Source organism: Alteromonas sp. ABH4_456 (genome assembly GCF_056160645.1).
Genome location: NZ_JBSWXO010000002.1, coordinates 377,790 through 397,701, shown reverse-complemented (window position 1 = coordinate 397,701; position 19,912 = coordinate 377,790). Strand labels below are relative to the sequence as shown.

General features: G+C 49.5%; 18 protein-coding genes. 9 read left to right on the top strand and 9 right to left on the bottom strand.

Going from position 1 to position 19,912, the window contains the following annotated elements; all coding sequences use genetic code 11:
- The first annotated feature begins 2 nt into the window (after nucleotides 1-2).
- The 4 genes from ACXAG2_RS04800 (at nucleotide 3) to ACXAG2_RS04785 (ending at nucleotide 2,007) form a co-directional block, all read left to right on the top strand.
- The gene (locus ACXAG2_RS04800; RefSeq protein WP_474864912.1) at nucleotides 3-1,022 is read left to right on the top strand and encodes a hydrolase; all 1,020 of its coding nucleotides are present in this window, start codon (nucleotides 3-5) and stop codon (nucleotides 1,020-1,022) included.
- A 7-nt stretch (nucleotides 1,023-1,029) separates the two neighbouring features.
- Complete coding sequence (locus tag ACXAG2_RS04795; RefSeq protein ID WP_474864911.1) at nucleotides 1,030-1,263, top strand: YheU family protein; 234 nt, start codon at nucleotides 1,030-1,032, stop codon at nucleotides 1,261-1,263.
- A 130-nt stretch (nucleotides 1,264-1,393) separates the two neighbouring features.
- The gene (locus ACXAG2_RS04790) at nucleotides 1,394-1,594 is read left to right on the top strand and encodes a hypothetical protein (RefSeq protein ID WP_474864910.1); all 201 of its coding nucleotides are present in this window, start codon (nucleotides 1,394-1,396) and stop codon (nucleotides 1,592-1,594) included.
- 14 nt (nucleotides 1,595-1,608) lie between these two features.
- Complete coding sequence (locus tag ACXAG2_RS04785; protein WP_474864909.1) at nucleotides 1,609-2,007, top strand: VanZ family protein; 399 nt, start codon at nucleotides 1,609-1,611, stop codon at nucleotides 2,005-2,007.
- 143 nt (nucleotides 2,008-2,150) lie between these two features.
- Here the strand turns inward: ACXAG2_RS04785 and ACXAG2_RS04780 are convergent, their stop codons facing one another.
- Nucleotides 2,151-2,693, bottom strand: coding sequence for an outer membrane beta-barrel protein (locus ACXAG2_RS04780; protein ID WP_474864908.1), 543 nt, complete (start codon nucleotides 2,691-2,693; stop codon nucleotides 2,151-2,153).
- A 542-nt stretch (nucleotides 2,694-3,235) separates the two neighbouring features.
- Between ACXAG2_RS04780 and ACXAG2_RS04775 the strand changes: the two genes are divergently transcribed.
- Together ACXAG2_RS04775 and mdoH are read left to right on the top strand one after the other, a co-directional pair.
- Nucleotides 3,236-4,777, top strand: coding sequence for an OpgD/OpgG family glucan biosynthesis protein (locus tag ACXAG2_RS04775; protein WP_474864907.1), 1,542 nt, complete (start codon nucleotides 3,236-3,238; stop codon nucleotides 4,775-4,777).
- Nucleotides 4,764-6,770, top strand: coding sequence for a glucans biosynthesis glucosyltransferase MdoH (gene mdoH / locus ACXAG2_RS04770; protein WP_474864906.1), 2,007 nt, complete (start codon nucleotides 4,764-4,766; stop codon nucleotides 6,768-6,770). The genes ACXAG2_RS04775 and mdoH overlap by 14 nt, the downstream gene beginning before the upstream one ends.
- 100 nt (nucleotides 6,771-6,870) lie before the next feature.
- On the opposite strand, the gene ACXAG2_RS04765 is transcribed toward mdoH, so the two are convergent.
- The 3 genes from ACXAG2_RS04765 to nudE are packed head-to-tail and all read right to left on the bottom strand — an operon-like array spanning nucleotide 6,871 to nucleotide 8,841.
- A complete protein-coding gene (locus ACXAG2_RS04765) occupies nucleotides 6,871-7,440 on the bottom strand; it encodes a YceI family protein (protein ID WP_474864905.1) in 570 nt (189 codons plus the stop codon).
- Nucleotides 7,437-8,273, bottom strand: coding sequence for a 3'(2'),5'-bisphosphate nucleotidase CysQ (cysQ, locus tag ACXAG2_RS04760; protein WP_474864904.1), 837 nt, complete (start codon nucleotides 8,271-8,273; stop codon nucleotides 7,437-7,439). Before cysQ ends, ACXAG2_RS04765 begins: the two co-directional genes overlap by 4 nt.
- Before the next feature lie 4 nt (nucleotides 8,274-8,277).
- Nucleotides 8,278-8,841, bottom strand: coding sequence for an ADP compounds hydrolase NudE (gene nudE, locus ACXAG2_RS04755; RefSeq protein ID WP_119503108.1), 564 nt, complete (start codon nucleotides 8,839-8,841; stop codon nucleotides 8,278-8,280).
- 70 nt (nucleotides 8,842-8,911) lie between these two features.
- On the opposite strand from nudE, the gene yrfG reads away from it, so the two are divergent.
- Together yrfG and yjjX are read left to right on the top strand one after the other, a co-directional pair.
- Nucleotides 8,912-9,595 carry a GMP/IMP nucleotidase gene (gene yrfG / locus ACXAG2_RS04750; RefSeq protein ID WP_474864903.1) on the top strand — a complete coding sequence of 228 codons (684 nt, stop codon included), beginning with the start codon at nucleotides 8,912-8,914 and terminating at the stop codon, nucleotides 9,593-9,595.
- A gap of 1 nt (nucleotide 9,596) precedes the next feature.
- The gene (gene yjjX, locus ACXAG2_RS04745; RefSeq protein WP_474864902.1) at nucleotides 9,597-10,136 is read left to right on the top strand and encodes an inosine/xanthosine triphosphatase; all 540 of its coding nucleotides are present in this window, start codon (nucleotides 9,597-9,599) and stop codon (nucleotides 10,134-10,136) included.
- Here the strand turns inward: yjjX and ACXAG2_RS04740 are convergent.
- The 5 genes from ACXAG2_RS04740 to ACXAG2_RS04720 all read right to left on the bottom strand — a co-directional run bounded on the left by ACXAG2_RS04740 (nucleotide 10,114) and on the right by ACXAG2_RS04720 (nucleotide 18,220).
- Nucleotides 10,114-11,091: a FecR family protein gene (locus ACXAG2_RS04740; RefSeq protein ID WP_474864901.1), complete on the bottom strand. Its 978-nt coding sequence runs from the start codon at nucleotides 11,089-11,091 to the stop codon at nucleotides 10,114-10,116. The genes yjjX and ACXAG2_RS04740 overlap by 23 nt on opposite strands.
- Nucleotides 11,075-11,620: an RNA polymerase sigma factor gene (locus ACXAG2_RS04735; RefSeq protein WP_474865000.1), complete on the bottom strand. Its 546-nt coding sequence runs from the start codon at nucleotides 11,618-11,620 to the stop codon at nucleotides 11,075-11,077. Before ACXAG2_RS04735 ends, ACXAG2_RS04740 begins: the two co-directional genes overlap by 17 nt.
- The gene (locus tag ACXAG2_RS04730) at nucleotides 11,613-12,932 is read right to left on the bottom strand and encodes an aminotransferase class V-fold PLP-dependent enzyme (RefSeq protein ID WP_474864900.1); all 1,320 of its coding nucleotides are present in this window, start codon (nucleotides 12,930-12,932) and stop codon (nucleotides 11,613-11,615) included. Before ACXAG2_RS04730 ends, ACXAG2_RS04735 begins: the two co-directional genes overlap by 8 nt.
- A 92-nt stretch (nucleotides 12,933-13,024) precedes the next feature.
- The gene (locus tag ACXAG2_RS04725) at nucleotides 13,025-15,433 is read right to left on the bottom strand and encodes a TonB-dependent receptor plug domain-containing protein (protein WP_474864899.1); all 2,409 of its coding nucleotides are present in this window, start codon (nucleotides 15,431-15,433) and stop codon (nucleotides 13,025-13,027) included.
- A gap of 171 nt (nucleotides 15,434-15,604) precedes the next feature.
- Nucleotides 15,605-18,220: a TonB-dependent receptor plug domain-containing protein gene (locus ACXAG2_RS04720; protein ID WP_474864898.1), complete on the bottom strand. Its 2,616-nt coding sequence runs from the start codon at nucleotides 18,218-18,220 to the stop codon at nucleotides 15,605-15,607.
- A 279-nt stretch (nucleotides 18,221-18,499) separates the two neighbouring features.
- Between ACXAG2_RS04720 and ACXAG2_RS04715 the strand changes: the two genes are divergently transcribed.
- Nucleotides 18,500-19,876 (top strand): NAD-dependent succinate-semialdehyde dehydrogenase, encoded by a 1,377-nt coding sequence (locus ACXAG2_RS04715; protein WP_474842121.1) that lies wholly within the window; start codon nucleotides 18,500-18,502, stop codon nucleotides 19,874-19,876.
- The last annotated feature ends 36 nt before the right edge of the window (nucleotides 19,877-19,912 follow it).

Genomic DNA, 19,912 nt, shown 5'->3' with positions numbered 1-19,912 from the left:
TCATGCACACACCTGAACATGGTCATGGCGTTGTTCGCCGCAGTCATTTCGAACCGTCATGGTGGGCCCGTAACTGTCATATTCAAACTATCTGGCCTCGATTTTTTCAGAAACGCAGACCGGTTTCTTACACCTGGCAGCGTATAAACACGCCAGACGACGACTTTCTTGATCTCGCCTGGGGACCAGAACCACAAGATATGCAGGGCATGGTTGTGATGTTTCACGGACTTGAAGGCAGTATCCGTTCTCACTATGCCAACGACATGATGGCCGCGCTTAGCGAACAGGGCTGGCAGGTGGTTATGATGCACTTCAGGAGTTGCAGTGGTGAAGTCAACCGCCAGCCCCGCGCTTATCATTCCGGCGAAACAGAAGACCCGGCGTTCTTTTTAGACTGGCTGGACAAACATTTCCCGGACGTGCCGAAAGTCGCCATCGGCTTTTCACTGGGTGGCAACATGTTGCTTAAATTGCTGGGTGAAAAACCCGGTCAGAAATGGCTGCAGGCCGCCATGGCTGTGTCGGCGCCGGTAAAGCTGGATGCGTGCAGTGACAGCATTGGCGAGGGTTTTTCGAAGGTTTATCAGAACTACCTGTTAAAGAGTATGAAGGCCACGCTGACCAGTAAAATGCGTAAGCTGGACTACAAAGATTTGTTATCGCTGACGGTTGAGCAGGCAGGCAAGCTGTCGTCGTTCCGGGAGTTCGATGAAAAAGTGACGGCACCCTTACACGGTTTTAAGGATGCGCAGGATTACTACGGGAAATGCAGTGCGTATCCTTTCCTGAGTGCCATTCATTGTCCCACGTTAATTGTCCACAGTCTGGACGATCCTTTTATGAGTCCGTCCATTGTGCCGGATGCTACAGCACTGTCCCGCAATGTTACCCTTGAACTCAGTGAGTTTGGTGGTCATGTAGGCTTTATCCAGGGCGGCTTTCTGCGACCGGTGGTCTGGCTGCAGCAGCGTGCCGTCGACTATTTTTCTGAGTTTCTGCCAGTCCGGCCAGCAAAGTGAGGCAAGCATGATTATCCCCATCGACGCGTTAGAGAAAGACACGCTGCGTAACATTGTAGAATCCTTTGTACTTCGTGAAGGTACTGATTACGGCGAAGTTGAAGCGAGCTTTCAAGACAAAGTGGAACAGGTACTGGCAGCACTGAAGCAGGGTGACGTTGTGCTGGTTTATTCAGAGCTCCACGACTCGGTAAATATCCGCGAAAAAGGTGATTACCGGGAAAGTGAAGAAGACGCCTGAAGCTGTCCGTCCGCCCGGTTTAACCGATCTGAAGCAATTGATATTCTCCTCTTATCCGCGGTGAAAAGATGAACTGCTCATCTACCCGGATATCACTGATTTTTTAATTTCAATTTAAAGGACTATTTCAATGAGAGAGCTTAAGGAAGATGAAGTACAAACAGTATCAGGCGCAGTTTTACCAGCCCTCGCTTTAGGGCTCGTGGGCGCTTACATGTATGATGCGATGGGTGGCAAGGAAGGCATCGATCGCTATTTCCGGAACAGCTGGGATTCGGCTAAATCCAGTATCAATTACTGGTCTGGCAGAGCGCGGAAGGCATTTGCTTAAAGGTGAAGTTAAGCATGCTGTACAGAGAGGTGTTTTCAGCCTCTCTTTCTAAATTAGCAGCCTTCAGGTTGTGGTATTTTTTGACAGGTCTGGTTGCCTGGCACTGCTGCGAATATGGTTATTCGCTGCGTGAGACCGGCTCTTCTCTACTGCTCGAATCCCTGCCGAATGTTTGTGCTGTGGTTATTACTACGTCCTTATGTCTTTTACTTTACCCCTCGCAGGAATTTAAAAGTCTGTCAGGTGTAGCCGCCGGTCTTATCATTTACGAATGTCTTCAGCCTTACATTCCGGAAAGAACATTCGATGTCATGGATATTTTGGCTACCATTGCAGGTGCAGTGCTAATGCTAACGTTAATAATCACAAGGCGCAGAGCTGCAAAGACTCTCTCGCATCTTTCAGATTCGTAAACAGGGTTGTAAATCTCGCCGGTAAGTTGCGCTGATGCTGCCAAATCCAGTCATTCGCGTATCTGAACGATCTGGACATTTCCTACAGCACGTAATAAAAAAGGACGTGAATACACGTCCTTCCGGTCAAACGGCGTTCATACTCAGAACGTGTAACGGGCGTTCAGTTGCGTAATGTCCAAATCATCAATTTTTTCATAGCTTGCACCCACAGCCCAGCGGGGTGAGAAGTAGTAATTAGCACCAACTTTTACCGTGACATCACCGTCATCGATATCGTAGTAACCCAGTTCACCCTGCAGCTCTACCTGTTCAGTTACCATGGATCTCACGCCGGCATTCAGGGAATAGCCGCTGTCTTCGTTATTTTCCACCTCTGCACGTTCATAGTTCAGAACGAAATAGGCATCGGTGAAACTGTTCAGAGGCAGCCGGTACCCTGCACCTAATGTCAGTAAGTCCAGATCGGTACCACTTTCATCGAGCATGCTGTAATCGCCGGTAACATAAATATTGTTTTCCAGTAAATATGTGGCACCCAGGTCAAGTCCGTCAAAATCTGCGCGGCCAAATTCGGCATTTGTATACCCGCCCTCAGCGAAGCGCCAGTTCGGTGATGCCGCCATCGCTGCAGAAGATAGTGTGGTTGCAGTAACAAAAGCGGTAAAAGTTTTAGTGAAGCGCATAGAAAACTCCTTAAATATGCAAAAAGAAAATCCACTGTCAGTGGCCTGTTCAGCAATCTTTTTGCCAATCCGGTCATCGTTGGCGCTATTTTCTACTTGTATAATTCCGTAAGGCTATGTTTTATATGTCAATATTAATTGCCGGGAGGCTGGTGTTTTAACGTGAGGTTAGGAGGGGGGCGTCTAAGTCTGAAGCATGGTGTTCAATGTTCATACTACCTTAGTGTCTGTCTGAGCAGACAGGTTCCCCTGTTTTACCCGGTGGTCTGTAATACTTGCTGTGCACTCTCTACACACTGTTACGGACGGATTCGGTAAGGTTATGAAAAACATCGTAAATATGTGATCCAAACGACATGGATCACCTTTTGCATTCATCCGGTCAATAAGAAACGGAATGTTCCCGTTAGGAAAATTTGAACCGGAGTCAGTCAACCATGCTGCCGCAATTACAGTTAGCGAATAACACGGAAATTACGACACCATCTTTTACTTCATTCGTCGCATCCTTTTGCGCTTTTTTCTCAATAAGCCCGGCGGTAATGCGCGCCTTTGTATATTGCATTTGCGTGGGCTTCAGCACATTGAGTCTGGCGGATGAAACGGCTACCGGAAACCTGCCGGAAGGCAAACCTATATTGAATCGCGTTATTGAATCGGCGCAAAAAAATGCTACACGTGATTATGTGGTTAATGATCACAATCTGGCAGACGAATTGAAAAACATCGGTTACGAAACCTATCGTCAAATTCGCTTCAATCCCGAAAAATCCTTGTGGCACGGTGAGCATGATTATGAAATGCAATTCTTTCACCCGGGCTTTCTCTATCAGCAACCTGTCACAGTGGTCACCATTGCTCCGGACAACAGTGAACATACCGTACCCTTTGACAGCAATAATTTCATCTATGAAAAGAATGCAGAGCCGCTGGCCGGTCTGACCGATGCAAAATCCGGCTATGCCGGATTTCGCTTGCATTACCCTATTAAAAACAAAGAATACAAAGACGAATTCGCCGTTTTTCTCGGCGCTTCGTATTTTCGTTTAGTAGGCAAAAATCAGGTTTATGGCATTTCAGCCCGCGGCCTTGCCATCGATACGGCGATGCCGGATGGTGAGGAATTTCCCCACTTTACCAAGTTCTGGGTGGTTGAGCCCCGTGAAGGCCAGCCCATTAAAATTTATGCCCGTTTAGAAAGCCCGTCTGTTGCGGGTGCTTACAGTTTTGAAATCATGCCGGGTAAAGATACCACCATGCAGGTAAAAAGCTGGATATTTGCCCGGGAGAATGTGGGTAAGCTTGGCGTCGCACCATTCACCAGCATGTTCCTTTACGGCGAAAACTCGCAAATCCGCCGCGATGACTATCGCCCTGAAGTGCATGACAGTGACGGGGTGATGATGCTCAACAATAGCGGGGAAATTATCTGGCGTCCTCTGACTAACCCGACCAAATTACAAATCACTTCGCTGAGCGATGTGGCTCCCAAAGGCTTTGGTGTGCTGCAGCGGGATACAGACTTTGCTAATTATCTCGATGCCGAGGCGAACTATCATCTGCGCCCGAGCTTGTGGGTAACCCCGAAAAAAGGGTTCGGCAAAGGTAAGCTGGAAATCGTGGAAATTCCTACTGACTCAGAAGTGAACGACAATATCGTGGCTTACTGGGTGCCTGAGAAGCCGTTCAATGCCGGTGAAAACCGCTACTTTGAATATGAATTGAAGACCGTTGAAAAGCAGCCTATGCCTTATGGTCTGGCGACAGTGGAGCGCACTCGTCAGGGTATTAGTCAACTGCCCGGCTTTGAAACAACGGAAGAGCGAAATGTGCGCCGGTTTGTTGTTGATTTCACTTTACCGGAAGGCATGAAGCTGAATCCTGATGAGGTAGATCTGATTTTAGACGCCACTAACGGCAAGGTCGAGCAGGCCAGAGTGTACAAGGTAGATGGTGATAAAAGCGTTCGCGTGACATTTCTGGTCATTCCCGACGGCGAAGCGGTTGTCGATATGCGCATGTTTTTAAATCAGAACGAAACGCAAATGAGCGAAATTTGGAGCTATGTGTATGAGCCACAATGATCCCGGGGAAAGCACCGTGGCACCGGACAACATAGCCACGAAAGATAAAATTTTAAAAGTAAACGGCCGCCGGTGGCGGCTGGTGCTGATGGGGCTGTTGACCATAGTGTCTACGGCCCTTGCCGGTTACAGCCTGTTTGAAATTTTCAGGCCCAACCGGTTTACGCCGCTGGAAATGATACAACTAGCGCTGAGTATGGTGCTGTTCATCTGGCTGACCTGGTCATTCTGGACCTCTGTTATCGGCTTTCTGCTGAAGCTTTTTCATATCGACCCGTTATCACTTCGCCGGGAATTGAAGGCCTCTGATGATCAGGCGCCCGTCACCCAACGCCACGCTATCGTCATGCCGGTGTACAACGAGGATACTGACCGCATTATCGTCGGGTTCGAAGCCTGCGTTAAAGCCATTCTTGATACCCCGTACGCTGACAAATACGATTTTTATATGTTGAGCGATACCCAGGATAAGGCGAAAGCCGAAGCAGAGCTTAAAGCCTGGCAGCGTCTTATTTCCCGTCTTGGCGAACAAAGCCAACAAATTTTTTATCGACGCCGCGAGGATAACTGGGGCCGCAAGGTAGGTAACATCACCGATTTTTGTGAACGCTGGGGTAGTCAGTACGAATCGATGCTGGTGTTGGATGCCGACAGTGTCATGTCTGCACACCGCGTGCTGGATATGACCCGCCGCATTGAAGCTAACCCCGAAGCGGCAATGATTCAGACTATTCCCATGCCTGTGCGTCAGGACACGTTCTTCGGGCGTTTTGTGCAGTTTGCGGCGCACCTCTACAGCCCGATGCTGGCCACCGGTTTGTCGTTCTGGCAGACAGACAGCGCAAATTATTGGGGCCATAATGCCATCATCCGCGTGCAACCTTTTATGCAGCACTGTGGGTTGCCAACCCTGAAAGGCCGGGCACCGTTTGGTGGTGATGTACTGAGTCACGATTTTGTGGAAGCGGCACTATTGCGCCGTGCCGGCTGGGAGTGTTATCTCATCACCGACACTGACGGATCATACGAGGAAGTACCCGGTAACATGGTAGATTACGCTATCCGCGACCGTCGCTGGGTGCAGGGGAATATTCAGCACTTAGGGTTGTTAAGCACTAAGGGACTTAAAGCTACGAACCGGTTGCACTTTGCTTTCGGTGCCTTTGCTTACATGTCGTCGCTGCTGTTGTTTATGATGCTCATGGCGGGGACTGCCGATGCGCTGGTTAAAGCGCTTATCGACCCGGTTTATTTTACATCTGCCCACCAGTTATTCCCCGAATGGCAAATTGTCCACGAGGGGTTAATGATAGCCACGCTTTACGGCACCATTGCCTTGCTGTTCATGCCGAAAATGCTGGGCGTTATTCTGGCGCTTATACAGCGCAGAAAAGATTTTGGTGGTGCTTTCAGGCTCATGTCCGGTGCGCTTATCGAGCTGTTTATGGCCGTACTTATCGCGCCTATGATGATGTTCTTCCACAGTTACTTCGTGATCAGCGTATTCATTGGTCACCAGGTAAAGTGGGAAGCGCAAACCCGTGAAGGACGTATGGTGCCATGGAAAGTCGCTATTTCTAAAGCCGTAACAATGACCACATTGGGACTAATCTGGGCCGGTGTGACTTTCTACTTCACACCTTCGCTATTCCTGTGGTTGCTGCCGGTATTGACCGGTATGGTGTTCGCAGCGCCCATTATCCGTTTAACCAGCAGCTTGTCGTTTGGCAAAACCTGCCGTAGGTTGGGGATCTTTGTGATTCAGGAAGAGATAAACGAAGCTCCGGTACTGGTGGGAGTGCGTGAGCACATGGCGACTATCTCAGCAGAAGAAATTGCAGGTTATCCTGCGCTGCAACCGGTTCTGCCTGACGAAACCCATCAGACCATGTTCGTGCAGGATCTCAAAGCCCCGCCTTTACCAAAACGCTTAACAGACGGACAGATTGCAGAGTTTGCTCAAAGCCGGCCGAAGGCGAAACACGCAGCCTGATATTCATTCTGACAGGGCTCAGTAAGCCAGATGCGTAAATAATGGTAACGGACAAAGCGAGTTGGCGGCTTTGTCCGTTATAAATGGCAAAAAGAGAATGTTACTCTTCAAACGTGACCGAGAATGTCACCGGGACAGCCAGTGTGATGCTGCTTAACTTGGCAACATCCTGAAGTGCCTGAATACCGCCTTCCAGTTTAAAAGAAGAAGCGTTTATCACCGTCGGGGCTGTGGTAGATACCGTTAACTTGTCATTGGCCAGCTTGCTGACAATCACCTGAAAGGTAGCGGGCGCTTTTACGCCGTGTAAATCCAGTTCACCGGTTACAGAGCCAGTCTTGCTGCTACCTTTTTTCAACTTCATCAGTTCAGCAGGAACATCTGCCGTGAAGGTGGCATTAGCAAAGTTCGTGGTATCAAACAGCATTTCCTGCATGCGGGTATCACGCAATTCAATGCTGGTGTTCACACTGGTCAGCGGAACGGTAACAGATAACTTACCACCATCGCTGAGCGTGCCGGATAATTCATCGAAGCTGTGAACTTCCGTTATCTGGGCATTCTTGGTAGACAAAAAATGCAGGCTGGAGGTATCGCTGTCTAAAGTCCATGCCGCTGAGGCCGGTAAAGCAATACACGCCGATAATGCCAGTAACGTTCGTTTCATCATTCCTTCGCTCCTTTTTCATATTGGACAATGTCCTGCCAGGGGACCCGTTGATCACCAAGCACCACAAAGTCCGGGTTTTCCAGCGTATGACGCTGGTTATAAGTCAGTGGCTCAAAATTCGCTGCCAGGATGCTACCACCGGCTTCCGACACGATGCATTGCGATGCACCTGTATCCCATTCGCCGGTAATGCCTATACGCATGAATACATCAGCTTTACCTTCGGCAATAAAGCATGATTTCAACGAGCAGCTACCCAGAGGTAACGTTTGATAAACCCGTTTCGCACACATGCGGGAAAACACTTTGTCCCTTGACTGACGGCGGCTGATGGCAATCATCACCACACTTTCATGGGGATCATCCAGCTTCCTGACGTGGATCTGTTTGTGCTCATCCGGACTTTCCTTGAATGCGCCGGCATCTTTGCTGGCGTAATAAAGTGATTGTCCGGGAGGCCAGAATATGACACCTATAGTAGGTTCATTGTTCTCGATAAGGGCAATATTCACGGCGAAGTCACCGCTCCGGGCGATAAACTCCTGCGTGCCGTCAATGGGATCGATAAGCCAGTAACGCTGCCATGCTTCGCGCTCAGCAAGGCTGGCGTGTTTGTTTTCTTCAGACAGGATCGGAATGTCAGGGGTAGCTTCAATCAGGCGCTTGTTGATGATGTCGTTGGCGAGGTAGTCGGCACTGGTTACCGGAGACTCATCATCTTTGGTGTAGGCGTCGAAATCGCCTTTGTCATAAACTTTAAGTACCGCTTCGCCGGCTTCAACAGCAATACGTTTGGCTATCTCCAGTAAGGAGGCGCGGGTGTCGTCTGGCATAATGTTATTGCTCCTTTAACCACTTCTGAGCTAAGAACAAGGCGGCGACGCAGCGGGCTTCTTTGAAATCTTCCCGGCCGAGAAGTTCATCTGCCTGGCTGAGAGGCCAGTTGACCACCTCCAGCGGCTCCGGTTCATCACCTTCAAGTGTTTGCGGATATAAATCCCGGGCGAGAACAATGGTCATTTCTGCATTGAAAAATGTGGGGGCCATGCTGACGGTATGAATTACGTTCAGGTCGCGGGCGGCGTAACCTGCTTCTTCCTGGAGCTCACGGTTTGCTGCCTCAACGGGCGTTTCACCCGGATCAATCAAACCCTTCGGAAAACCAAGCTCGTAGGTATGCGTGCCCGCCGCATATTCGCGGATAAGCACCATAGTATTGTCATCTAACATCGGCACAATCATTACAGCGCCACGGCCGCTACCAGCCATGCGCTCGAACTGACGTTCGGCACCGTTTGAGAAAGTAAGATCCAGCCTTTCGACTTTAAATAAACGACTGCGGGCAACAATTTCCCGGTGTTTGATTTGCGGCAATGTTTTGGCGGGATCGATTTTACTCATGTTTATCCGTTACAACTTTCGTTATGATGACAACCAATGCTTAAGCTTAATGTATTTGAAGGAAAATCGCTTGCCATTTCTACCCTGGAGTGAAATCGACACAGTTCTGCTCGACATGGACGGAACCTTACTGGATTTACACTTCGATAATCACTTTTGGATCGAACATTTACCAAAGAAAATCGCTGAACGGAGCGGAAAGCCCGTTGAAGAGTGCAAAGCCACAATGATGGCGCATTATCAGCGTGTGATGGGGCAGATCCAATGGTATTGTCTGGATTACTGGGCTGAGCAGTTAAACATGGACATTATGGCCGCCAAGCGGGAAGTTGAGCACTTAATTTCCATGCGCGATGATACGCTGCCTTTCCTTGATGCCCTTCATGAAACCGGCCGGAATGTGGTGCTGGTAACCAACGCTCATCCGGGCAGCCTTTCACTAAAGGTGGAACATACGCGACTTGATGCTCACATTGATACGTTGATCAGTACCCATGAGTTTGGTGTGACGAAGGAGTCTCAGAACTTATGGAAGCAGCTTCAGGCCAGATTACAGTTTGATCCCGCCCGCACATTATTTGTCGATGACAGCATCACTATTTTGCAGGCGGCGAAAAAGTTCGGGATCGGCCACCTGCTGGCCGTAAGTAACCCGGACAGTCAGCAACCAGTCCGGGACATTGAAGCATTCCCTTCCGTAACCGATTACCGCACCTTGCTGGACGAAATTCGCCAGTTTCCGGTGGAGAAATAACATGACGGTTTGCATTGTGGGTTCGAAAAATCCGGTAAAGCTGAATGCAGCCCGTAATGCGTTAAGTTTATCCCTGCAATTGCCTGCCCTTGAGGCCATTGGCGTGAATGTGCCAAGCGGTGTGCCGGACCAGCCCATGAATACTGCGCAAACCCGGGACGGTGCTGTAAACAGGGTCAAAGCCTGTCTCGCAGAAGCAGACGAGCGGTCTATAGCGCAGGACTGGTTCATCGCCATTGAAGGCGGTGTCGATATGTTTGACGACGGCCCGGCCACGTTTGCTTTTGTTGCCATTTATCATCAGGGCATCTGGTCTGTGGGACGCAGTGCAAACCTGCCTTTACCTCCGTCAGTCTTCACCGCACTAGAGGCAGGTGAAGAATTGGGCCCGTTGATGGACAAATTGTTTAATACGGACAACATCAAACAGAAAGGCGGGGCAATCGGCCTGCTGACCAATCACCTCGCCACCCGCCAGAGTGTTTATGAACTTGCCATCACACTGGCCATGGCGAAGTTTAATTATCCGGATTTGTACTGACTTCACCAATCTCAAAGCCTTCATCACTATCACGGATATTTGCGCCGGTTAATTGAGCAACGCTGGCTATAAATGCCTGACTATCACTTAAATCGAACGTGCCGGACAGCGATAGCGAAGCCAGTTCGGGATCGTTAATGGTTATTGGTCTGGTCAGGTAGCGGTTGAATTCGGCGATGGCGTTCCGTAGTGATGTGTCGTTGAAGACGATCCGGTGTTGCTGCCAGTCCGGTTTTGCTTCAACCAGTGGTTCAGGAAGCTGATAGCGGTGAATGCGGCGTTCTTCGTAACGCAGTCCCCAGCCTGCTTTTACCGGTGCATGGGTAATTAAAGTACTGGCGATACCAACGGTGCCTTCATAAACTTCCAGCGTCCAGCCCCTTCCTTCTTTTTCAACTGAATAGGCGGTGCCGAGTGCCGTAAAGGCAAAGGTGTCATCAATGGCTACAGAGAACGGTCTTGTCTTATCGTGAGCAACATCGACAAATATACGGCCCTTCTTAAGATGCACATCGCGTGTTTTCGCGGTTATCACCGTATCAGCCCGCGAATTGGTATCAAGCACCAGTGTCGAGTCGTCCGGCAGTGTAAACGGAGATATTTCGCCTGTCACGGTAGCAAACTCATGTCGTTCAGGTTGCTTGTCTGGAGGGGGCTGAGTGAACAACAATACGCAACACAGTGCGACAGATGCCGCTAGCGCAAAATAAACTGCGGATAAAGAACCGGAGACAGTGCGCCCGCGCTTGTTCCGGATCGTTTCAGGTAGTTTAGCGGCAAGGCCGTATGTGACAGCGACCTCATTAAATGCAGTAAGATTGCTCTCGTGCCGGCTCAACCAGCGGGCAAATTCTGCGTTCTGTGCGATATCAGGGTTCTCAGACATAATGAGTACCCAATCGGTAGCTTGCGCAATCTGCTCTTCAGATATTGGTGGGTTATGCTTCGCTGTCACGCTCAACTCGCTTTGTTGTTAAAATTATCAGGGCATCGCGTAAATGTTTTCGTACCGCTGCCACGGTGATGTTGTTGTTTTTAGCAATCAGATCGTAGGAAAGGTGGTCAATTCTGTGTGAAAGAAACACGTTGCGGGCAACGGAAGTCAGGGATTGAAGATCTTGCATAAGCAATTTTACTTCATTGTCTTCCTGGTATTTCGACTCCGGTTCGTGGGCCTCAGAAGTTTGTACCGGCTCAATGCTGTCGATATCAACCAGTTGCGGCGTTCGCTGTGCTTTTCTGAAACGATCGGTAACTAAATTAGATAGCATGGTACGCAGAAAGGCTTCTTCGTTTTCTAACGCCGACAAGTAATCATAGCGCTGTAATTTAATAAAAAGTTCCTGCACGATTTCTTCTGCATCATCAATGTCTGCGCCCTTTAAAGTGGCCACCCGCCTGAGCGTAACAGCATATTTTCGATACCATGAAGCAAGGCACGGCCCCGCGCTCTGTGTGCCTTGCTCTGGCTTAATGTTAACCACGGAAAGCAACGACGGTATCCTTTAGCGCAGCAGACACGGTTTGCATGTCCTGCAAGCTGTTGTAATAACCGGGTGTAATGCGTACGCAGCTGCCCGCGGCGATACCTTCTCTGTGAACAGTAAAAATGCCATGCTTTTTGAATAAATAGTCTGCTATGGCCTTGTTTTCCTGCGTGCTTATTATGCCTGCCAGGCGAAAGGATGTTATCCCCGCATGGCTGTCATCTTCATTGGGCGTGAGGACATTGATTTCTTCTATATCTGATACGGCATCAACCCAGTTATTGCGTAAATATTTTAGCCTTGCAGCCTTTGCGTCAGCGCCAATGAGATCGTGAAAACGAAAAGCATCAGGCAGGGTCAAAAACGCTGCAAAATTGCTGGTGCCACTGTGCACACGCCCCCAGATTGAATCTTGTTGTTCAGGCTCTGATGACATGTTCAGGCCAATATCCTGCAGGCGGGCATTACGAATAAACATGGCTCCGGCGCCGATAGGGGCACCCATCCATTTATGCATATTGAAGCCAATGAAATCTGCTTTCAGCTCGTCAGCAGTAAAGTTGAGTTGTCCCCAGGAGTGGGCAGCATCAACAATGACATCGACGCCTCTGGCCTTTGCGATATCTGTGATTTCTGCAACCGGAATAACCAGCCCGGTACGGTGACTGATATGGGTAAGCAGTAATAACTTGCAGTGCGGATGCTTTTCCAGTTCAGTCCGGTAAAACTGAATCAGCGATGCTTTATCAGCAGGTTCCGGGATCGATAATTCAATAATGTCAGCGCCTGTTGTGCCGGCTTTATGCCGCATCGCTGCCTGCATGGCATCATAGTCGAGATCAGCGAACATTACGCCGTCACCGGCTTTTAAAAGCTGATAGTTGCCAATCAGATTCTGCAGTGCTTCGGTTGCGCCTCTTGTCAAACAAACCTCTTCCGGCAGAACGTTCAGCCGGTTCGCAACATCGTGCCAGACGGGTTTCATCACCGGCCAGTATTCTTTGCGTGAGAAGTATGAGTTGTCACGGTTAACCCGTTGTGTGTGCGCAAAGTAAGCCTGCATCACGGGGCGGGACATGATTCCCCAGTTACCGTTCTCCACATTGATGATACCCGGCTTAACATCGTAGTAGCTGGCAACCTGACTCCAGAACGCTTCATCTGAAGCGATATCGCTGTGGCCGGGCTGTCTTGTAAAGTGCTCCGGGAAAGGAAGGCCCTTGTCGTCAGCGAAAGCCTCTGAGGCGGATATCATGGCGGTGGAAGCCAGCGCGCCGGTCACAAAATGGCGTCTTGTTATATGTGGCATAGCATACCTGCGAAAAACAAAAAGATAGAAAGACATTGGCATGTGAAAACCAAACTACATGCACAATGTCTCAAAATAATGACGAGCCGCTGTTAGAAGCTTGCGTCAATGCGCAGCGAGTAGCTGCCACCGTCAGTGTCATAAGGAGCGTTTCTGGAGTAAATCAGGCCCCGGCTTGCCTGATAAGTGGCTTCATCAGGATAAGCGTCGAACAGGTTTTCTACATTGGCACTCAGCTTAATTGTGTCGGATACCTGCCATGTAACGCCGACATCAACAAACGCCTCAGCACCGAACTCCTGAAAAATGTCACCATCGCTGTTGCCGGAACTGTCTGTCCAGGTGCCGTAGTAACGTACACGGCCATTGTAACTCCAGTCACCGGTACTGTATGTGGCGCTGAAATTAGCACTGTTGGTGGGCAGGCGATCTTCAAAGAGTGTGCGCTGGGTTTCGTTTTGCGCAACATTTCCACCCACTACTTCTGTTTTGTTGTAGTTATAGGCAAGCACAACATTCAGTGAGCCGCTATCCAGTTTCCATAACTGACTGACAATCACGTCCAGTCCCGTGGTGCGGGTATCAAAATCATTCTGGTAGAAGTTCACGCCGGTTATACTTTCTGCGCCGGTGACATCTAAATCAATCAGAGACTGACGCTCTTCATCTGTCAGTGTGAAGGTGGATGACGTACCAAAGCGGTCTTCAATTTCCACGCGATAAAAATCCAGTGACGCAGACAGACCGTCATTACCCTGATAGGTAATACCCAAACTGATGTTGTCGGATTTTTCCGGTTCAAGAGAAGCAATATCTGCATCATCACGTAAGTTGATGATATCCGCGATGGCACCTTCAGGGCTGTATCGGCCGCGGGTAAATACTTCAAGCGTGTTCGTATCTAAGCCTTGGGACACGCGCTCACTGAACAGCTGACCGGGTGTAGGGGCACGAAAGCCGGTTGAATATGTGGAACGCAGCGCCAGGTTTTCTGACAAAGCATAACGTGCAGATATTTTACCGTTGGTGCTGTCACCAAATACTGAATAGTCTTCGTAACGGCCAGCCACACCTAACGTGAGTGCGTCAGTGATCTCGCTTTCAACATCCAGATATACAGCGTAACTGTCCTGGCTGAATTCACCGGACTGAGAAGGACTGAATCCGAAGAACCCGTTTGAACCGGATGCCAGACCTTCACTGGCAGCCGGACCCACTGCATACGATGCTTCGTCACCGGGAGATACAGTATAGGTTTCTTCCCTGTATTCGGTGCCAAATGCTACGTTGATATCGCCATAAACACTGTCTGATTCGATAATGTAAACACCGTCGGCATTGATTGTGACTTCATCCTGTTCTAACGAACCCGCGTAAAAGTCAGTAGGGCTGTCTGAGCCCAGAGACGCGTTGATGGTGTTCGACATAAAGTAATCGATAGCATTGCCGCCCACGCTGGCAGATACATCCCAGCTCAGGTTTCCATGGTCACCTTTTACACCACCATACACCGCGTAATCTGAGTCTTCCTGACCAAAGTGCGGAGCAAATCCTCCGGGATAAATATCGTTCAGATCAAAGTCAGGATAAACAGTGCTTTGGTTATATACGGCGGAAGTCGGGTTTCGCCAGTTAAAGTCAGATAGCCCTTCGCCTTCGTTGTATGTGCCGAACAGATACACAGCAGCGTTCTCTGAAATATCGTACTGGCTGTTAAACGCAAAGCGCATTGCTTCTCTGTCTGGCTGCCCCCAATCCTGTACCGGATTTCTCAATGTGACTTCAGGGTTTGCTTCCTGATAGGCAATGGCATCTGCGCGCTGGCGCGAGCGGCTGGTTCTGTCGGCATCGTAATATTCAGCAGTGAAAGACAGATAGCCCTTGTCATTTAACGACCACCCCGCCTTGCCACCTGCACGCCATGCGGCACCATCGCCTTCATAGTACTGAGAGAACTGGCTGTAAGCTTTATAGCCTTCTTTGTCGTCCAGAATAATATTGATCACCCCGGCAATGGCATCTGAACCGTATTGTGCAGATGCACCATCGCGCAAAACTTCAATACGCTTAATTGCATAAGTTGGGATGGTGGCAAGATCTGCAGACTGAGCGCCATTGGAACCGAGCAACGCAGAGCGGTGTAACCGTTTGCCATTTACCAGTACCAGCGTGTGGTCTGAAGACAGGCCCCGTAAGCTCGCCGGGCGAACAAATACCTGTCCGTCGGCCATGGGCAAACGCTGTACTTTAAAAGACGGTACGAGTTGCGCCACGCTGTCTGACAGATCTTCCGACGTTGTGCTGTTAATGGCGTCGCCGGAAATAAGGTCGATAGGGGCCATTGAATCAAATACAGTGCGATTGGATTGGCGTGTGCCGGTGACAATGACGTTTTCAACGTCCTTTTCCGCTGAGGCGTCTTGAGTTTGTGCCATAGCGTGTGGCTGCATAACGGTAGCGAGTGCAATGGCACAGGCTGAGAGAGTAAATTTAGCGTTCATTTGGTTTCCAGGTTGAGTTGTCCTTAAAAGTACTCCCAAACCGTGCATGCATTTTTCCGGATCCGGTCGGGACTAATTAACAAGACGAACCTGAATTGAAGATCTGCGCGTTTCGTTGCTTAATTCACAAAAGCTTCATAAAACACGCCGGATGTCCGGCGCTACGAAACATTAAAAGTAGTATTCAGTCCGGAGGTAGTATGAACCGCCGTCAGTATCGTAAGGGGCATTTCTTGAATACATTAATCCGCGGTTTGCCTGAAGTGCCGCGCGGTCGGGGTAGGTATTGAAGAGATTTTCTATGGACAACCTTAATGACCAGGCTGACGATATGAACCACGTGGAGGAAACATCAAACATTGTCATAGGTGAAAAGCGTTGAAACACTTCTTCTCCGGTTTCCCGTTGATCTGTCCAGCTGCCGGTATACCGCAGGGTGAACTGGTGTTGCCAGTCTCCTTTTTGCCAGTTAATTGACACCCTGCCTTGCCATTCCGGCGTGCCTTTTTCCTGCAGTATCTTTTGTGCAATGTTTGTCGCATCGCCTAGTCGGGTGACGTCTGTTTTGTTGTAATTGGCTGCCGCGGTGATATTAAGTTGTCCGTCAGCCAGTATGGTTTGTCTGGTCAGTACGATGTCAAAACCTGTAGTGGTTGTATCAAACAGGTTTTGAAAAAACGTTGCGGTATCGATGGGATAGTTAAGGCCGGAGTGTATGGCTGCTACGGCGCTTTGCTCCCGTACCGTTAATTCAAAAGCAGGGGTTGTGCCGAACCTGTCGGTTAACTCAATACGATAAAAATCAACGTTCAACCCGAAGTTGTCTGAGGTACGGTAGCCTATTCCGGCGCTTATCGTTTCAGAGCGCTCGGGACGCAGCGGCGCAATTGTCACGTCGCTGCGAAGAGATAAAATTGCAGCTACAGGACTAAGCGGGGAAAAGCGCCCGCTGGTGTTAACGCTGTTATATTCGGTATTTAAGCCTTGTGACGTACGCTCGCTAAAAAGCTGTCCGGCGCTTGGTGTCCGAAAGCCGTTAGTCAGTGTTGTTCTGGCCATCCAGCCATTTTTCCATGCGTAGCGTGCTGACACTTTGCCGCGAATGATTCCCGCATAGTTAGCGGTATCCTCATAGCGAAGGGCGAGATCGACATCAAAATCCTGAGCCAGCGATACATTGAGATCTGAATAGGCTGCAAAGCCTTGCTGGTGAAATGTTCCGGCCTGCTCCGGCGAATATCCCGGGAATCCGCTTGAGCCCGCGGGCAAACCGTAAATGGTGGCAGGCCCTGCTTCCCATGATGCAGGGTCGCCGGCCTGAATGCGGTATTGCTCGCCTTTCAGAACCAGCCCTGTAGCTAAAGACGCTGATTGCCAGAGGCTGTTTTCACTTAAAGGATGCTGGTAATCGATATCCAGCACCCATTCCCGCTGTGTCAGTGCGCCAGGTTTGAAGTCTGTGGGGCTTAACGGGCCCAATGACGCATTAATTGTGTTTCTGATGAAATAATCGATCGTGTTCTGTCCCGCCGTCAGACTTGCTTCAAGTTCAGCGCCGGCTTCAAGCGACACCGATGTGCCAAGCGTCGCTGCGATATCTGTTTCATGTTGCCCGAAGTGAGGTGTAAAGCCGGCAGGGTAAACAGTACGCAAATCGAAATCGCTAAACGCAGCCGTTGGTGTATAAATGGCATTGGTATCAGGGTTTCGCCAGTTGAAGTCAGATGTCCCTTCTGTTTGTGACAGTGTGACAAAGCTGAACCATTCATAATGAGGGCTTAATGTGCCCCCGGCGTTGATTACCGCCTGAATACCTTCGCGCTCAGGCTGACCCCATCGTTGTACCGGGTCAGGTAAAGCAATATCAGGATGTTCGCGTCGAAATGCCACCGCATCAGCGGGTTGTACAGATCTTGAAGTCGGGTCATCCGAGAACGCGGCCAGTGTCAGCGTTGCCCGGCTCTCCGTAGTCCTGTACCCGCTTTTAAACTGAACCAGTTTTGAAAGTCCGTCACCTTCGAAATATTGTCCCGACTGCACAGACAAGGATGTTTCCGGAGAATCATCCAGAATGACATTAATCACACCGGCAATAGCGTCAGAACCATACATAACAGAAGCACCATCACGCAGTACTTCAATACGTTTGATTGCATACAGTGGGATGTGAGATAAGTCCGTTGGCTGCCCATCGGCGGTTTCGATAAAGGCAGAGTGATGACGCCGTTTACCGTTAACCAGTATCAACACATGGTCTGAATTAAGTCCTCTCAATCCGGACCGCCGGTTAAAAATTTGCCCGTCACTGAGAGGCAATCTGAAAGCTGTGTAGCCCGGAAGCTGTATAGCGAGACTATCCGCTAAATCAACAGAGTTAACATTTACCGGCTCGTTAACAACGTCCACTGGCGAGAGTGCCGTGTGAATCGTTCTGTCGGGCAGTCGCGTGCCGGTAACAATCACTTCATCCATGTAGGATTTTTCTGTTATTGCTTCTTTTTTTTCTGTGGCCCTGCGCCGGATAATAAAGGTGCGTTCATCTACCTGATGTGCAGTAAACGGTGTGTCAGCGAGTAATGATGCAATCAGTTCAGGTACCGGCAGTGTATTGTCCACAGGGCCATGAATGAACGGGGGGATGGCACTTGATTCATAAAGCACATTGACATTGCGCTGCTGCGCTATGGTGTTGAGCGTCTTGAATAGCGTTGGCGGTTCTGATGGTTGAGAGAGGTTGGATGCAACAGACTGTGGGCAGATAAACAATGCCAGAGTAATTAAGGTCACACACCAGACAAACAAAACGTAATACTATCACTGCGGAAAAGACAGTAGTCTACGTCAAACAGCCCAATGGATTGGCTAAATTTTTATGACAGATGAACCTGATGACATCAATTCGTTGCATAAGATTTTGCAAATTCAACAGGGTACCCTGTAGATGTCACTACTGTTGTTTGAGTCTTTTTATTCGATATTTTCTCAACGTACTGTTATTTCAGTGTTTTCTATGTTGGCCTCACCTTTGCACCGCCTTCTGTCCATGTTGAAAACAGGAGACAGAGCATGTCTGATAAAGTACAAACGATTAATCCTGCAACAGAAGAAACCGTTGCCGAATATACGCTGATGTCCGAAGCGGACGCGAATCAAGCCGTTGATAATGCCCATGAAGCCTTTCTGTCATGGAAGAAGACCAGTTTCGACGAGCGGGCTAAATTGATGAATAACCTCGCTGATCAGATTGAGAATAACGCGGACACCATTCTTGATTTGATGACCAAAGAAATGGGTAAGGTGACTGAACACGGTAAGCAGGAAATTGCGCTCTGTGCTTCTATTTGTCGCTACACCGCTGAAAACGGCGAAAAAGTGCTGGAAGATGAAAACCGGGTATATGACGGTGGCAGCGCCATTATTACTTTCCAGCCGATTGGCGTTATTTTGGGTATCCAGCCTTGGAACTTCCCGCTTTATCAGGTCATCCGTTACAGCGCAGCCAATGTCATGGCGGGTAATACAACGGTGATGAAGCATGCCGCCAATGTGTTTGGTATGGCAGAGTTTATTGAAAAACTGTATCTGGACGCCGGTTTCCCGAAAAACGTGTATCAGTCGTTACTGATTGACGGCAAAACTGCCAGCAAGCTCATTGAGCACGATAAGGTGCGCGGCGTGACTTTCACAGGCAGTGATAACGTTGGTAAAACGGTGGCCGAAACCGCAGCCGGTCTGTCTAAGAAAACCGTGCTGGAACTGGGTAGTAACGATGCCTTTGTGGTGTTATCTGATGCTGATATCGATACCGCGGTGGAAGCCTGTGTTCAGGGGCGAATCGTCAATAACGGCGAGACGTGTGTAGCGGCTAAGCGTTTTATCATTGTTGACAGTGTTTATGATGCCTTCCGTGAGAAATTCGTCGCTGCATTTAAAGCGTTGAAAGTGGGTGACCCCACCGATCCTGAAACCGATCTTGGCCCAATGGCCCGTGAAGATTTGCGTGACAAGTTGCACGAGCAGGTTGAGGAGTCAGTGAAAAACGGTGCCACAGTCACATTAGGCGGCGAGATCCCTGACACCACAGGTTGGTTCTATCCGGTCACGATCCTGGAAAACATTAAACCGGGCATGCCAGCGTATGATGATGAACTGTTTGGCCCTGTGGCATCATTTATCCGTGCAAAAAACGATGCGGATGCCATGCGCATTGCCAATGACTCCCGTTACGGTCTGGGCGGCGGTATCTTCACCACGGATAAAGAGAAAGCTATCCGTTTGGCCCGTGAAGAGTTCGATACCGGTATGGTGAACATTAACGGTTATTCTTTGGCGCAGCCTAACCTGCCGTTTGGCGGCGTGAAAGACAGCGGTTATGGCCGTGAACACGGCGGTTTCGGTATGCGTGAATTCGTGAATGAGAAAACGATTTTTATCGCTGAGTAGGCCAGTCTGACGGCCAAAAATATGGCCTGAATAAGA